Annotated in this window: 15 protein-coding genes and 1 pseudogene; 8 read left to right on the top strand and 8 right to left on the bottom strand. The window is 38.2% G+C overall.

Annotated elements, in window-relative coordinates:
- Positions 1-5 precede the first annotated feature (5 nt).
- The 3 genes from N8A89_RS06520 to N8A89_RS06510 all read right to left on the bottom strand — a co-directional run bounded on the left by N8A89_RS06520 (position 6) and on the right by N8A89_RS06510 (position 3,387).
- Complete coding sequence (locus N8A89_RS06520; protein ID WP_281541527.1) at positions 6-521, bottom strand: DUF2975 domain-containing protein; 516 nt, start codon at positions 519-521, stop codon at positions 6-8.
- A gap of 532 nt (positions 522-1,053) precedes the next feature.
- Positions 1,054-1,590: a GNAT family N-acetyltransferase gene (locus N8A89_RS06515; protein WP_281541526.1), complete on the bottom strand. Its 537-nt coding sequence runs from the start codon at positions 1,588-1,590 to the stop codon at positions 1,054-1,056.
- Positions 1,591-3,387, bottom strand: a complete 1,797-nt coding sequence (locus tag N8A89_RS06510; RefSeq protein ID WP_289645141.1) for a M61 family metallopeptidase — start codon at positions 3,385-3,387, stop codon at positions 1,591-1,593. It abuts the gene before it with no gap.
- A 223-nt stretch (positions 3,388-3,610) separates the two neighbouring features.
- Between N8A89_RS06510 and N8A89_RS06505 the strand changes: the two genes are divergently transcribed.
- The 4 genes from N8A89_RS06505 to bioD all read left to right on the top strand — a co-directional run bounded on the left by N8A89_RS06505 (position 3,611) and on the right by bioD (position 6,183).
- Positions 3,611-3,892 carry a hypothetical protein gene (locus N8A89_RS06505; RefSeq protein ID WP_289645140.1) on the top strand — a complete coding sequence of 94 codons (282 nt, stop codon included), beginning with the start codon at positions 3,611-3,613 and terminating at the stop codon, positions 3,890-3,892.
- A 122-nt stretch (positions 3,893-4,014) separates the two neighbouring features.
- Positions 4,015-5,175 (top strand): aminotransferase class I/II-fold pyridoxal phosphate-dependent enzyme, encoded by a 1,161-nt coding sequence (locus N8A89_RS06500; protein ID WP_281541524.1) that lies wholly within the window; start codon positions 4,015-4,017, stop codon positions 5,173-5,175.
- 4 nt (positions 5,176-5,179) lie between these two features.
- Entirely contained in the window at positions 5,180-5,566 is a 387-nt protein-coding gene (locus N8A89_RS06495) for a putative signal transducing protein (protein ID WP_281541523.1), read from the top strand.
- The gene (gene bioD / locus N8A89_RS06490; protein ID WP_289645139.1) at positions 5,566-6,183 is read left to right on the top strand and encodes a dethiobiotin synthase; all 618 of its coding nucleotides are present in this window, start codon (positions 5,566-5,568) and stop codon (positions 6,181-6,183) included. The genes N8A89_RS06495 and bioD overlap by 1 nt, the downstream gene beginning before the upstream one ends.
- On the opposite strand, the gene N8A89_RS06485 is transcribed toward bioD, so the two are convergent.
- Together N8A89_RS06485 and N8A89_RS06480 are read right to left on the bottom strand one after the other, a co-directional pair.
- Complete coding sequence (locus N8A89_RS06485; protein WP_281541522.1) at positions 6,169-7,161, bottom strand: hypothetical protein; 993 nt, start codon at positions 7,159-7,161, stop codon at positions 6,169-6,171. The genes bioD and N8A89_RS06485 overlap by 15 nt on opposite strands.
- On the bottom strand, positions 7,134-7,658 hold the full coding sequence (locus N8A89_RS06480; RefSeq protein ID WP_281541521.1) for an ArnT family glycosyltransferase: 525 nt from the start codon (positions 7,656-7,658) through the stop codon (positions 7,134-7,136). Before N8A89_RS06480 ends, N8A89_RS06485 begins: the two co-directional genes overlap by 28 nt.
- 137 nt (positions 7,659-7,795) lie before the next feature.
- Here N8A89_RS06480 and bioA point away from each other — a divergent pair, with 137 nt between their 5' ends.
- The 4 genes from bioA (at position 7,796) to N8A89_RS06460 (ending at position 12,453) form a co-directional block, all read left to right on the top strand.
- The gene (bioA, locus tag N8A89_RS06475) at positions 7,796-9,064 is read left to right on the top strand and encodes an adenosylmethionine--8-amino-7-oxononanoate transaminase (RefSeq protein WP_281541520.1); all 1,269 of its coding nucleotides are present in this window, start codon (positions 7,796-7,798) and stop codon (positions 9,062-9,064) included.
- 7 nt (positions 9,065-9,071) lie between these two features.
- The gene (locus N8A89_RS06470; RefSeq protein WP_281541519.1) at positions 9,072-10,274 is read left to right on the top strand and encodes a beta-ketoacyl synthase N-terminal-like domain-containing protein; all 1,203 of its coding nucleotides are present in this window, start codon (positions 9,072-9,074) and stop codon (positions 10,272-10,274) included.
- Between the two features lie 131 nt (positions 10,275-10,405).
- Positions 10,406-11,500, top strand: coding sequence for a biotin synthase BioB (gene bioB, locus N8A89_RS06465; RefSeq protein ID WP_281541518.1), 1,095 nt, complete (start codon positions 10,406-10,408; stop codon positions 11,498-11,500).
- Positions 11,501-11,577: 77 nt separating this feature from the next.
- Positions 11,578-12,453: a cupin-like domain-containing protein gene (locus N8A89_RS06460; protein ID WP_430682095.1), complete on the top strand. Its 876-nt coding sequence runs from the start codon at positions 11,578-11,580 to the stop codon at positions 12,451-12,453.
- 50 nt (positions 12,454-12,503) lie between these two features.
- Here the strand turns inward: N8A89_RS06460 and N8A89_RS06455 are convergent, their stop codons facing one another.
- The 3 genes and pseudogenes from N8A89_RS06455 to N8A89_RS06445 all read right to left on the bottom strand — a co-directional run bounded on the left by N8A89_RS06455 (position 12,504) and on the right by N8A89_RS06445 (position 15,483).
- Positions 12,504-12,980: a regulatory protein RecX gene (locus N8A89_RS06455; protein ID WP_289645138.1), complete on the bottom strand. Its 477-nt coding sequence runs from the start codon at positions 12,978-12,980 to the stop codon at positions 12,504-12,506.
- Between the two features lie 2 nt (positions 12,981-12,982).
- On the bottom strand, positions 12,983-13,732 hold the full coding sequence (locus tag N8A89_RS06450) for a hypothetical protein (protein ID WP_281541517.1): 750 nt from the start codon (positions 13,730-13,732) through the stop codon (positions 12,983-12,985).
- Between the two features lie 204 nt (positions 13,733-13,936).
- Positions 13,937-15,483, bottom strand: a pseudogene (locus N8A89_RS06445) (Rne/Rng family ribonuclease).
- Positions 15,484-15,653 lie beyond the last annotated feature (170 nt).

The raw sequence follows: 15,653 nt of genomic DNA, 5'->3' as shown, positions 1-15,653 counted from the left end.
CAATATTAAATTGTTAAATCGTTTTCATTTTGAACCTTCAGTCCTCTTTTGAAAATTACTGCAACAAAGAGTAAAAACACACCGAATATTACACTGAGAATCAAATTATGGATTCCACTCATTATTGAAATATTCAGGATGATGCTTCGTATCAATATATATACGATTGGGAAAACCAGTAAATTGATACTTGCAAGTAGCTTTAAATGGCGAATAGCCGCTGCATTAAAAAGAACTGCCGACTTGAAAGATTTTAAAATCATTGACAAACTGTAGAGAAATCCACCAATGTAAGTTAAAATTAGTGTGATACTTGTTATGATGGAAGTTTTATAATCGCCCTTGATGTCAAAGTAGGAAAACAGAGGAAAAGGAATGGTAAAGCGCCCATTCTTTAGTTCATAATTGCCAAATACAAAGGAAAGTAAAATAAAAAGTGCTAAAACTAAAGAGCTAATGGCTCCTAGCCGAATGATATAGAACAAATAGCTTGAAACTGATTTTGGGCCGAGCATTTTCATGATTAAAATTATTGTTTAACAATAACAAATATAAAATAATTATTGATAAACAATAATAAAATAGTGTTTTTTCAAAATAAGATATGTAACAGTTAATGATTTTCTACAACATCAGAGATTCCAATATAACTTTTAAAGTGGTTGTGCAAATACTTATAAACTATATGTTAATAACTTAAACGTGTAGTTCATCGAAAAAAATATCATTTTCATCGGCAAACTTATTTTTTTAGATACTTTGCGGGCTTAAATTAAATTTGCTGACTTTTTGATATGGTATTGAAGCTTAAAAATGCACTTACAGCATTTTCCCTCCTCTTACTTTGTACTGTTTTTACATCTTGTCAGAAGGATCATGATTTGGTCTCTTCATATGTAATTAAAACCCCACTTCTGAAAGCAGAAGTGCCTGAGGCAAATGAAACCCACGATTACGTAAATAGTGACACAAAAACTATCGCCAAACCATCTGAAGTTTTAAAATAAATTTCAATTACTTACTTCTAAATTTCTATTTTTTTTAGATAAAATTTTATTCTTGGGTAGGTAAGGTAATTATATTCCATTTTCGTCCTATCGATTTATAACTACGCAATAGCTCAAAGCCAACGGCTAGATGGGCATTGAAGGAACGTGTATTCGTGGCATCCACTTCTGTAATTATGGTGGCATAATTGTTTTTGTATTCTCTCTTCATTGTCGCATACAATTCCCTAAAAACTCCTTTTTTGCGATAATTTTTATCCAAACATACTTGTCCCATTACCAAATAGTTTTCAATTTTTAAATTTTCTAACTCTTTGAACATAGGTTTTAAGACAGGAATATCGTCTCCAAAATTAGGATGCATACTTAGCGCATATCCTACTACTTTACCATTAGCCTTTGCAATAATGTGTGGACAAATACTATTCATTTGTTTTAGGATGTCAAAGGAATGCATAACTGTAACAAAACCTTCTTTTTCCCTTTCCTCGCCGGAAATGGTCGTAACCATATTTCTATTTTGAAGTGCTAAAATCTCTTTTAGTTCTTCATCGGTTGCAGCTATGGAGTAGTAGATTTCCATTTACTCTAGCCTTAACCAATCTTCTCGACTCTTCAAAACTTCTGCTGTAGGGTTTTCCCCTTCGCTCTCAAATAAGGAGAGGGTGTACGTGGGATTAGCCGTTAGGATTACTTGCGCTGTCTTCTTCTGGCCAAAGCGCTCAAAATCAATTTTAATTGTATCGCCAACGGAAAATTGTTTAATAACAGCATCGAATTGCTCGGATTTTGGATATGGGTCACCATTTATTGCGGTTATGATATCTCCATTGTCCAACCCGGCGTTATATGCAGGACTATTCATTTTAGGGTTGGAAGAAATTTTGCCATTTCCGTCACCGTCTAGAACTACTGTTACTCCAAAATAAGGCTCGCTTGCATTTTGTATTAAAACAACCCCCACAAATTTCAAAAATCGCTCATAATCGGGCATTTTACTATTGTAAATGTAGTTGTTGAAAAATGCATCCCCGAAATCTTTACCTGCGTACATGTTTAAGGTTCTTTGCAAATCTGCAACCGTATATGGAGTTTCATTTTTTCCATAGGTTTGCCAAACCAGTTTCATGTAATCGTCCAAGTTTAAATCACTTTCCCTTAGGGAGAGATCCAAGGCCAATCCGAGAACGCTTCCATAGGAATAATAGGAGATAAACGTATTCTCCCGGTTAACAGGGTCAACTGAAGTTGCGGCATCTACGAAAGGCGCTTGGTAGCTCATTTCTATTGGGTTGAAAAACTGGCGCGCGGGGGAATTCCAAACATAATTGAAGGTGCCCGATAGTCCTTCTACATACTTTTGGGGAGAAATAAGTCTGGCTCTACATAAAATTAAACCAGTGTAATAACTGGTAAAACCTTCTGCAAACCAAAGCGCCCCACTCATATTGGCTTCTTCAAAATTAAAAGGTTCTAATGATTCCGGACGAATACGCTCTACGTTCCAAGCATGAAAAAACTCATGGGAAACCGTTCCGATATTATTATCCATTCCTCCCTCTGCCAAACTTCTGGTACTGGTTAAAATTGTAGAATTGCGATGTTCCATCCCATCACCCGATGCATTGGGAATATAGCAGGCCAAAAAAGTATATTTACCGTAATCAAATGTTGGCAGTTCGCCATAAACCTCTTTCTCTGCCAAGACCACTTTCTTCACTTTCTCAAAATAAGTATTTAGTTCTTCTTCCGTACCATTATGATGAAGGGCCAATTGTATGGTTTGCCCATCGACCACAAATTCTCGTAGCCCAAAATTACTGACCTCCGTTGGGCTGTCCATAAAGTACTGGAGGTCGGGAGCGGAATAGGTAGTTCCAGAAACTAACGGGAGTTGCGTAGCAACTTTCCAGTCTAAATCTTTCCGGACCTTAAAATCCACTTCTATTTTTCTTTCTGATAAAGAAGGAGCGTACATAAAAGTAGCGGGAATATTCAAATGGGCATGGGTTTCATCTATTTGGGAATAGGTGCCATCTCCTCTATTTGCAAATAAGGTATAGGAAATATTTACTTCTCCATCATGACCTAGGATTTGCCATTGATATGGATCTGGACGTACCACATTTAACTGGTTTCCATTACCATCGGTTGCTTTAAAATTATAGACGTTCTTAGCAAATTCATGAAGGGCGTAGCGCCCTGGTGAAGTCCTACTCATTCTTACGGCGAACGTGTCTTTCTCAATATTCGAAAACTTAGCCGTAATTCCCGCTTCATGGTGAATTGCATTTTCAAACGATATGGTATAGGAATTTACCTGCCCGAAAGATGACCAACTCACTAAGAAAAGAAAAGGCAAGAATTGAAATATTTTCATGAATATTATTTTAAATCTTGGCACTAAATATATGGAAATAAGAGGCAAAATTCTGACCATATTTTTATAATTACGATTAAAAAAAAGCAATCGTTATGCTTTTGCACATCTATATATTTAGTCCCTATCCTTGGAGAACGATAAAAATTATGTTATTGGCGACACCATTTTTTTTGAATAGGATTTTAGCAGGTATTTGGATGAGGATGGTTTTAGAAATAAATTGGATGTATTTGAAACTACCTTTGCATTATCTTTTCATTACCCAATGGTATTGGAGAAGTTTTCTCCTCAATCCAATGGATACGCCCAAATAAAAGTTGCGAACAATTTAATTGTGGAAGAAAAAGGAATGCTGGTAGATGATTTTAATACCTTATGTGCGTTATTTAATGAAAAGCAAGATTTGTACGAGTCTAGAATCGGGATTATTTTGGCAGAAACGGGGAATTTCAGATTTTCCTTTGATTTTTTTTTCACTCTATCCGCAATAAAATGGCCATAGAATTGGTCTTTTCATCACACATAATTTCACTAATTTTAGTGTGGAGGATTTTGAATTCGAAGTAATCCAATAAAACGAAATTCCCTATAGATTTTTTCCTTAAACATGCTACATTTGATGGCATGCTAGATTTCCCAAAAAGACTAAAACAAAAATTGGAGGAAAGGGTTAAAGAAGATTCACTCCGTGTGCTCGACTATGAGCAAGGATTAGTGGATTTCACTTCCAACGACTATCTGGGACTTGCCAAAGATGAAACACTATTTTCCAAGACCTTTCAGCTCTTACTAACCAAGAACATTGCGGAAAATGGCGCTACAGGTTCACGATTGTTAACGGGTAATCACTCGCTGTATGAAACGCTAGAATCCCTTCTAAGTAGTTTTCATATGGCCGAAAGTGCCTTGGTGTTCAATTCCGGATACGATGCGAACATCGGATTCTTTAGTTCAGTGCCGCTAAGGGGAGATTTAATATTTTACGATGAACTCGTTCATGCCAGTATTAGGGATGGTATGGCCATGAGCAATGCCAAGAGTTATAAATTCCCGCATAACGATATTACTGGTTTACAAGAAAAGATTAGTGCGGTATTAAAAGGTAGTAAACCGGAAAAGGATGCGGAAATTTATATTGTTACGGAGTCTGTTTTTTCAATGGATGGGGATTCCCCGGATTTAAAGGCGCTTGCTCAATTTTGCACTAATAACAAGTACAGGTTGATTGTGGATGAAGCGCATGCCGTAGGTATTTTTGGAAAAAATGGAGAAGGCTTAGTACAGGAATTGAAGCTTCAGGGGAACGTATTTGCCAGAATTGTCACTTTTGGAAAGGCGCTAGGTGCCCACGGAGCTGCAATATTGGGTCCGTCCTCACTTACAGCATATCTTCTCAATTTTGCGAGAAGCTTTATTTATAGCACAGGGCTATCACCTCACTGCATTGCCACAGTAATTTCTTCATATGAATACCTAAAGGATGATTCACAAGAAGAACGTCAAAGGCTAAAGAGAAATATCAATTTTTTTAAGGAAAAAGCTGTAAAATTAAACTTGCAGGAGCATTTTGTGGTTAGCAATTCTGCCATTCACTCCTATATCATTAGTGATAACACTAGGGTAAAATCGGTTTCAAAAAAACTCAAGGACAAGGGGTTCAACGTTAAGGCTATCCTTTACCCGACCGTACCGTTAGGACAAGAGCGGTTAAGATTTTGCATACATAGCACCAATTCCGAAGAGGAGATTGGACTGGTGTTAGAATTATTGTCCAACTATCTTTAGGCCTATGGAAGAGAAATTTTATCTTTTGGCATCATTCGAATATGCTGCCGACGTACAGATAATAAAAGGAAAGTTGGAGTCCGAAGGAATCCCAGTATTTCTAAGGGATGAGAATACCCTAAATTCAGACCCCCTAATCAGCAACGCTATCGGAGGGGTCAAGTTGCAGGTATATTCACGGGATAAGGAAAGGGCCTTGGAGATTTATAATGAAGTAAGAGCCTATGCCTTGGACGAAAAGGGGGAACCAATTGTTTGTCCTAATTGTAAAGCAAGTAAATCCGAGGTTTATTATAGCAGGAAAGGAATTTTTTATAAACTTTTTCCATTTTTTGAAAAAAGAAAATATAAGTGCCTAAATTGTGGCATAATTACAAATCCGAGTAACTAATGCAGAAAATATTCGTCACTGGTATATCCACAGGAGTAGGAAAAACAATTGCCTCCGCCATAATTACGGAAGCTTTGGAGGGGGATTATTGGAAACCTGTTCAGGCCGGTGATTTGGACAATACGGACAGTCATAAGGTTGCTGAATTAATCTCCAATACCAAAACAAAAATCCATCCTAGTAGTTATGAGTTGAAAAGCCCTATGAGCCCGCATGCCGCGGCGGAGATTGATGGTGTTCGAATAGATCGTTTTCATATTAACGAACCGGAAACGGATAATCATCTTATTATCGAAGGGGCCGGTGGTTTGTTAGTGCCGCTAAACGAGGAAGATACAATGTTCGATATTATAATGCCGGATTATAAAGTAATCGTGGTTTCAAGACATTATTTGGGTAGCATAAACCATTCGTTATTAACCATAAGCTGGTTACAAAAAAAGGGGTACGAAGTTTTTGTTCTATTTAGCGGCAATGCAAATCCGCATACAGAAAATATAATTTTGCACAAAACAGGGGTTTCATTGATTGGTAGGATAGAAGAGGAGCCTCATTTTGACAAGACGGTGATAAAAAGATATGCCGAAAAGTTCAAACATATCTTAGAGACCCTCTAAGCGTTGCAGTATTTCGGCCTTTTCCACAGTGGCATGTACTCTATAATGCTTGGTTAGGAAAGCATCAATATATTCATTTTCTTCCTCTTCTTTTTTATCAAAAACACGCCTATCTTTCCTGACAACTATCGTTTTAGGGCGTAGTTCTTCCATGATATAGCGCAACTCTTGAATGGAATTTTCCCTAGGGTTATCAAAAAAGGGAAAGAGTTCATCCCTACAAATATTACTGGGATGGGTAGATGCTTTAGTAGGAGGTAGGCAATTTAGATTCCAGTATCCGATATGATAGCCTAAAAATAGGATGTTCTTTTTCTCTAAACCGTTATTAGCGATATACTGCGGAACAGTGAACCCTTCTCCATTGAAAAAAGTACCTTTTTGAATCTTGCTTTGAACAATATTTACATATTCCAGATAGCTTTCTATGGGAATTAAAAGCAATATAAATAAGATTGTTCGTGAAACCTTAAAGCTGTATACGGTTATTATGGCTTGAACAACTACCGCTATAAAGACAACTAGCATTGGATATATCTGAATCAAGTAATGCCCATTAACTCTCCCGCCTTTCAAAAACGATAGCAAAACTCCAAAAATGGCGACTGTTAGGAGTATAACAGTCCTATTTTTAAAATTCATCCAACCTTTTTTCCATGATAAGAACAAAAAACCTCCAACCACTAAAAAAGTTGGGGCCAGTTTAAAAAAGGAAAAGCGTCTGGCTTCCGTATATTTCAATGGCGCAAGAATTACGGACTTCCACCAGACCGTAAGTTCGCCTGCATTGTAATAGGGAAAAATGGTCAAGAGAATTACCGTACAGATACCGATCCCGAACAGAAATAGATTCCAAACGGATTTTATTTTCTTACTTTTAAATAATTCGTAACACAAGAAAAGGCCGAGGATTAGAATGGGATAGGCCATGTTCAATTTTACCATAACAGTTATTCCCATAAGGATGCCGGATGCCAAAAACCAATAATTCTTTTTTTGCTTATTAATAAATAAAGTCCTGGAACAAAGGCAGCCATACAAATGTGTTCGGACATGACCCCTTGCAAACTTCCAAATAAGCTCAATAAAAGCACACAACAAACAGAGGCCCAATAGGCAACTTTTTTAGTAGTAATGTGTACAGCAATTTTAAAAGTGAAAAAAGCTGTAATCACAACCAAAACAGCACCAAAAAAACGGATGGCCAAGAAGCTTTTTCCAAAAATGGAAATGATAGCTGCGAAAAAAGCGAATGTGAGCGGTGGCTTTAAGTCCCAAAGCTCCAAGTAGGGCAATTGCCCATCTACCCAGGATTGGCCCAAAAGGATAAAGGTGCTTTCATCACGATCTATATAATCTCTGAAGAAAAATGGGAATCGAATAAATAACGTAATAAGAAATAAAGAAAAGAATACCGAATTCTCATTCAAATATTTGACACGAATTGACACCTGTTTTTTGAGCTTATTGAACATGAATAAAATTACTTGGGTATTTATTAATGAACTCTCTTATTTTCAGTTTTCAACAGCGAACCAACTACCTGCTCAGAACTAAAATTTCCCCATCTTTGCAAGATAGATAAATTGAGGACTTTTTGGATTCTATGAAAATGCAAAATCTATCACAACGGGATAAAAAACACCTGTGGCATCCGCTAACACAGCATAAGACGTCATCACTTCCGGTTGGTATTGTCAAAGCCAAGGGGGCGTTGTTATGGGATGATAAAGGGAATGAATACATAGACGGAATCGCCTCATGGTACACCACTATGTATGGACATTGTAATGAGACAATTACAAAAGCTGTAACCAAGCAAATGCAGCATTTGGATTTTGTCATGTTCAGTGGTTTCACACATGAACCGGCCGTAACATTAGCAGAGCGCCTCATACATATCTTACCGAACAATCAAGAAAAGATATTCTTTAACGATAATGGTTCTACTGCGGTAGAAGCTGCCATTAAAATGGCATTACAGTACCATCATAATAAGGGAGATAAACGAGATACCATAATTGCCTTTGAAGATGGATTTCATGGGGATACTTTTGGTGCTATGAGCGCCTCCGGTCTCTCATCGTATAACGGTCCATTCGAAGAATTTCTATTGAAGGTAAAACGTATTCCACCCCCGCAGGAAGATAACATAGAAGATGTTTTAGCACAGTTGGAGAATATTGTTCAACATCATAATTGTGCAGCGTTCATCTTTGAACCGTTGGTTCAAGGGGCGGCCGGTATGAAATTCCATTCCGCCAAAGGGCTTAACACGTCAATCAAAAGATGTCAAGAGTTGGATATCTTATGTATCGCTGATGAGATTATGACCGGTTTTGGTAAAACAGGAGCGAATTTCGCTTCGGAGAATTTGGAAAACAAACCAGATATCATGTGTTTGAGTAAGGCTTTGACCGCAGGAATGTTCCCGCTTAGTGTCACCAGTTGTACTCAAAAAGTTTTTGATGCTTTTTTGAGCGATGAGGTTCACAAAGGCTTTTTCCACGCCCATACGTTTAGTGGGCATCCACTGGGTTGTGCTGCGGCGTTGGCAGGTATGGAACTTTTAGAATCCGATGTAATCCTAGAGAGAAGGGCTTATATTACGCAAGCACATAAAGATTTTATTGCTAATATACAGCATCACCCTAAAATAAAAGAGGTACGTTCCATGGGCGTAATTCTTGCGCTGGATTTGAATATTGAAATGGAGCGCTATGGTAATTTAAGGGATAAATTGTATCAATTCTTCATGGAAAGGGGAGTCATCCTGCGTCCCTTAGGGAATACCATTTACGTACTTCCGCCTTATGTCATTACAAATGGGGAATTACAGAAAATATATAATACTATAACCGAACTGCTGGAAACTGTCTAAATCTATTTTGAACGATAAAATTTCCATTACCGCAATTGCTTCCATATCCGCCTTGGGTGATTCATCCAGTGATACCTGGAGAGGTTATGGCCGAGATGGACATTGCTTCGAAGAACAGGATTTCGATAATCAAAGGACTTGGATAGCACCACTTTCTCCAACTTTAAAACAGGAAATCCAACAGTTAAAGGGGTCGAATTCCAAATATAAAAATTTAGATGACACCGTGCTTTATGCTATCTGGGTCTCAAGAGCCGTCATAGGAAAAGCTGGCTGGAGGGCAGCGGATAATTTTGGAATCAATATAGGCTCTTCGAGAGGAGCCACCCAATTGTTCGAAAAGTATCACGAGGACTATCTGCAACACAAAAAGACAGCTACCCTTACCTCTCCTACCTCCACATTGGGAAATATAGCATCTTGGGTAGGGCATGATTTACAAACGCAGGGGCCCGATATCTCACATTCCATTACCTGTTCTACGGCGTTGCATTCCATGCTGAACGGAATTGCTTGGTTAAAAAGTGGCATGGCCAACAGATTCCTGGTAGGTGGAAGCGAAGCGCCATTAACTCCGTTTACTATCGCCCAGATGAAGGCTTTAAAAATTTATGCTCCTATGACTTCGACCCCGCTCAGTCAACATGATGATATGGTAGCTGAGCAAAGTCGAAGCTATCCGTGCCGTGCTTTGGATTTAGATAAATCTCAGAACACGATGGTGTTGGGGGAAGGTGCAGCAATGGCCTGTTTGGAAGTAGGGTTATGGGAGAATTCCTTAGCAGTTATTGAAGGCGTAGGATACGCTACAGAGCCTTTGGAACATAATGTTTCCATTTCCACAGATGCAGTTTGTTTTCAACGTTCCATGAAAATGGCATTAGGGAATTTGTCACCAGATGAAGTCGATGCAATTGTAATGCATGCTCCCGGAACCATCAAAGGGGATATGACGGAATTCAAGGCGATTAAAGAAGTTTTTGGTAATAAAACACCGTTTTTAACTACGAATAAATGGAAAGTTGGTCATACGTTCGGAGCTTCGGGAATGTTAAGTGTTGAATTGGCGATACTTATGCTACAGCAACAAGAAGTGATAAAAGTCCCCTATTTAGTCTATGAGTCCACTCGCAAGAGTTTAAACAGAGTAATGGTAAATGCGGTAGGTTTTGGTGGTAATGCGGTAAGCGTACTTCTTAGAAGACCTTAACAATTTTTCTCAATTTACTAGGTTTTTAGTGATGTGAAGTTTTAATGTTTCTAGAGGTAATTTAAACTTCCAAATTATTTTTTCTATCCAAATTCAGCTATTTTTGATTTTTACCAACAACGTAAGATTTTATGACTGAAGTAAGACACAACTGGACCAAAGAAGAGATTTTAGCAGTTTATAACAAACCTTTAATGGAACTGCTCTATGACGCGGCAACCATCCACAGGAAAAATCATGACCCCAATACGGTTCAGGTATCTACTTTATTATCCATAAAAACAGGTGGTTGTCCAGAAGACTGTGGCTATTGTCCACAAGCGGCACGTTATCATACCGATATTGAAGGCAACGATTTGATGACCGTTCCACACGTAAAAGCTCAAGCGTTAAGGGCAAAAGCTTCGGGTAGCTCCCGGGTTTGTATGGGAGCGGCTTGGCGTAACGTAAAGGACGGACCGGAGTTTGATCAAGTGTTGGAGATGGTTCGCACCATCAACAAATTGGACATGGAGGTTTGTTGTACACTAGGGATGATTACGGAGAACCAGGCAAAACGTTTGGCAGAGGCGGGATTGTATGCATACAACCATAACTTGGACACTTCAGAAGACTACTACAAAGATGTGATTTCTACCCGTGCTTTTGAAGATCGTTTGGCAACTATAGATAATGTGCGTAAAAGTAATGTCACGGTATGTAGTGGTGGAATCATAGGTATGGGTGAAGCATTGGAAGATCGCGCAGGGATGCTGGTAGCCTTATCATCTTTAAACCCTCAACCAGAATCCGTTCCGATAAACGCATTGGTAGCTGTAGAGGGAACACCAATGGAAGATATGGAGCCTATTGCTATTTGGGATATGATTCGTATGGTAGCCACAACGAGAATCGTAATGCCAGAAACCCAGGTCCGGTTGTCGGCTGGTCGTACAGAGATGAGTAGGGAAGGGCAGGCAATGTGTTTCTTTGCCGGCGCAAACTCTATTTTTGCAGGGGATAAGTTGCTGACCACTCCTAATCCTGATGTAAGCGAGGATATGGAAATGTTTAAATTATTGGGGCTGAATCCACAAAAACCATTTACTAAAGTTTCCCAACCCAAAACCGTGGAAGCATCGGATTCCGAGTATCTTCCTTTAGGCGAAAAGCCAAAATGGACTAGGCCAGATCATAAGATTGAGCGCAACGAGATGGCGAAGGAAAAGGCTAAGTTGACTGACTAATCCTACATTATTAATTTTTTAAGAAAATCTTTTAAAGAGGTTAAGTAACTTTGGGGTTCCTAAAAACCCAAATACCATTGAAACTAGTTGAAATCCAAAGGGTGGAATCTATCACCAAGGAAGATTTTATTAAGAACTACGTCAAACCTCAAAAACCTTTGGTTATACAAAGGGCTATCGAAGATTGGCCTGCACTTACCAAATGGAATTTGGACTACATCAAAAAGGTCGCTGGGAATAAAGTTGTTCCTTTGTACGATGATCGGCCAGTACACCATGAGGATGGTTTTAACGAGCCACACGCTCAAATGAAGATGTCCGATTATATTGATACTCTAAAAAAGGGCCCTACCAAATTCCGGATTTTTCTATGGAATCTCTTAAAGGAAGTACCGGAATTACAGAACGATTTTTCTTTTCCTGATTTTGGCATACGATTGTTAAAGGGTATTCCTATGCTTTTCTTTGGTGGTAGAGACTCTCATACTTTTATGCATTACGATATCGATTTGGCCAATATTTTCCATTTTCATTTTGAAGGTGAAAAAGAATGTATTCTGTTTCCACAATCCGAAACCAAATACTTGTATAAAGTCCCACACAGTTTGATAACACATGAAAGTATAGACTTTTCGAATCCAGATTTTAAAAAATGGCCTGCGCTAAAAAGAGCTAACGGATTTAAAACTGAGCTGAAACATGGTGAAGTTCTTTATATGCCAGAAGGGTTTTGGCACTATATGAAGTATAAAACCCCAGGGTTTTCAATGAGCTTGCGGGCATTGGCAAGAAACCCCTTAAATTTTGCCCATGCGGCTTATAATATTTTCTTTATGCGCCATTTTGATGTTATGATGCGGAAAATACAAGGTCAAAAATGGATTGATTCCAAGAATGAAAAGGCCATAGTTAAAACAAATCAATTTTTGGTTCAAACCAGCGGTAAAGCTTAGCGCTATCTTTATTCGTTAGAAGACCATAGATATGTTTATGGTTAATGTATTCAGGCAATTAATTCTTGAAGTTTACCGTACACCAAATGACTCTCCCAACCTCTGTAAAGCAGATAGTCTGCCAACTTTTTTTTCCTCTTCTGAAGGTTGGTTTCTGAGATTTGCCCTAATCTTTTTTTTGCAAGACTGTCCAGTGTCTTTAGGTATTCTACCTCATCAATTTCCTTTAATGCGGTAGCGATATTGTATTTGGTAATATCTCTTTGTTTGAGTTCGCTAATAATTCGCCTTTTCCCCCACTTCTTAATTTTGAACTTGCCACGCGCAAAACTTTTTGCAAAACGTTCTTCGTTCAAATAGTTCTCTTTAATGAGATGACCAACAATTTGGTCAATGGCAAGTGGTATCATTCCCAGATCACGAAGTTTTCGAATTACTTCCTTTTGACAACGATCTTGATAGGCGCAATAGCTTTCCAGTTTTTTGGTGGCTTCTTCTACAGAGGTGAATTGCTGGGAATAGTTCATATTTAATTCTTGGAAGAATTAAAATAAAAATTGGTTCCCAAGATTAAACTGTCTTTGCCATCGGTTGCAAAAACTGCGTGTAAAATTTCTCCGTTATCAAATTTCAGAGTAATACTATGACCATTGATATAGTACGTACCTGAACTATCTCCTATAGCATTTTTTGAACTATTCTTGACACTTTTTACTGTTCCCGAACCTAGTTCGGTAGTATTTCCAGCTGTACTGGTAGTCCCCTTACGGTCCTTTCTGACTCCTGTCCTGGTAGTTGAATTGCCACTATTCACCTCGGCCAAGGAAAATGAGGTCGTTTCGAACCGTCCATCTTTAGAAAGTATTAACTTGGAAGTGGTGACAGAACTTGAAATAGTGGTTCCGTTCACTGAATACAACTTAACGGCGAGTTCATAACGTTCGTACTTGTCACTAGGTTTGTAGATTGTCGCTTTCTCGAACCTCGCATCATCCTTCCATTTTATCCAAAAAGAGGGGTTCTCCTTTCTTGACTTTTCAAAATTTATCTCTTCCGGAGGTAGCGTGGGATTTTTTAATGCCCAGCCATCTTTGAGTAAAAGCCAAGTAGATGCATTGTTGAATTTCCATGTTCCTGAAAAGGTATTATATTTCTTTTTGCCGAAGAGGTGCACCATTCCAAAAATATCGTTCGCATTATTTTTAGAGGTGGTTTGTTGGCCTGAAGAATTAAATGATATAAGCAAAATCAAGAACAATGTAATTTTTCTAGGAGCCATAGAATTAAGATTATTATAATGGAATATGGATAGTTATTGGGTTTTTATTTTTAAAGCAAAATAATACTTACAATATCGGTTTCCAACTTTTCGCTACTACAGGGCATGTAATAACATTCGGGAAATTAAATCAAGTTTCAGAATTTCCATAACTCTTGGACATAAAAAAAGCGACTTCCCGAAAGGGAAGTCGCTTTTAGTACTTTAATAAATGGTTTTACCGTCTTTATCCTTAAAACGATATTCGAGATACGTGTAGGCATCCCTTGGTTGTATTTTAATCCATCTTTTATGCTCCAAGAACCATTTGGTACGCATAGACGGAAAGCCTTTTGTGATGTAGGCTGCAATAAACGGATGTATATTTAGTGTAATACCGTTGTCTTTTGCAGGACCTTTTAAAAGTCGCTCTAAATCCACATTTATTTTGTCGATCAATACTATTGGAGCTTCTACTTCTTGCCCATTATTATTAGGGTTTTGTTCAGTAGTTTTGATGTTCATTTCGGGTCTAACACGCTGCCGTGTAATTTGGATAAGACCAAACTTACTGGGTGGCAAAATTTTGTGTTTTGCACGATCATCCTTCATCTCATCCCTAAGATGTTCAAAAAGCTTTTTTCTATGTTGTGCTTTTACCATATCTATAAAATCCACAACTATTATACCTCCCATATCCCTAAGGCGTAATTGCCTTGCAATTTCGGAGGCCGCCAGAAGATTCACTTCCAATGCGGTATCTTCTTGGTTCTTTGCTTTATTTGATCGGTTGCCGCTGTTCACGTCAACTACATGCAAAGCCTCGGTATGCTCAATTATAAGATAGGCTCCCTTGCTCATGGTGGCCGTACGACCAAAAGACGTTTTGATCTGTCTTTCGATACCAAATTTTTCAAAAATTGGAACTTGAGAATCGTAGTGCTTTACTATCGATTCCTTCTCCGAGCAATTTCCATTACATAATCCTTAATTTGATTATATAGGGAAGCATCATCTACATAAATTCCGGTAAAGCTATCATTGAACACGTCTCTTAAAATGGACGAAGCCCTATTGAGTTCTACCAATACTTTTGACGGCGTTTGAGCGCGATATAATTTTTTACACATTGCTGACCACTTGTTCAGCAAGTTTTCTAAATCTTTGTCTAGTTCTGCTACTTTTTTGCCCTCTGCAACTGTCCTTATGATAACTCCAAATCCTTTTGGTTTTATGCTCTTAACAAGTCTTTTTAACCTGTCTTTTTCTTCATTGCTCCCTATCTTTTGAGATACGGATACGCGGTCTGAAAATGGCACCATGACCAAATAACGCCCAGCTATTGAAAGCTCTGAACTAATTCTTGGCCCCTTGGTGGATATGGGTTCTTTAACAATTTGCACTAACAATGATTGATTGGCCTTAATTACGTCTGTAATAACACCATTCTTATCAATGTCTTTTTCGAACGGAAAGTTCTTAAGGGAATAGTCCCTTAGTTTTCCTGTACTCACTTGTTTTATGAACTTGAGCATAGAAGATAATTGAGGTCCCAAATCATGATAGTGCAGAAATGCATCTTTTTCATAACCAACGTTTACAAATGCAGCGTTGAGTCCTGTGACCGGCTTCCGTATTTTGGCTAAAAAAATATCACCAACGGAAAAATCATTATTGTCTTCTTCTTTATGCAGTTCAGTGAGTTTACCGTCCTTTAATAAGGCAAAATCTACGGCATCGGAACTAGATCTTACGATTAATTCTCTATTCACCTGAATGTATTTTTATCCGTCCCTTAACAATAACTATTTGCATGCGGGAGCGGAATGATTAAACAATATCAAAAACAGATTAATGAAATCTGCCGAGGTCCACTTTTGGAACCTCTATGTCAAGGAACGTATTAAAATGAAAAAGTAGTTTAAAAAACTACTTTTTCTTG

The organism is Maribacter aestuarii (genome assembly GCF_027474845.2).
GTDB lineage: Bacteria > Bacteroidota > Bacteroidia > Flavobacteriales > Flavobacteriaceae > Maribacter > Maribacter aestuarii.
Note: the sequence above shows the minus strand (reverse complement) of the source record. Positions and strands in the feature narration are given on the sequence as shown.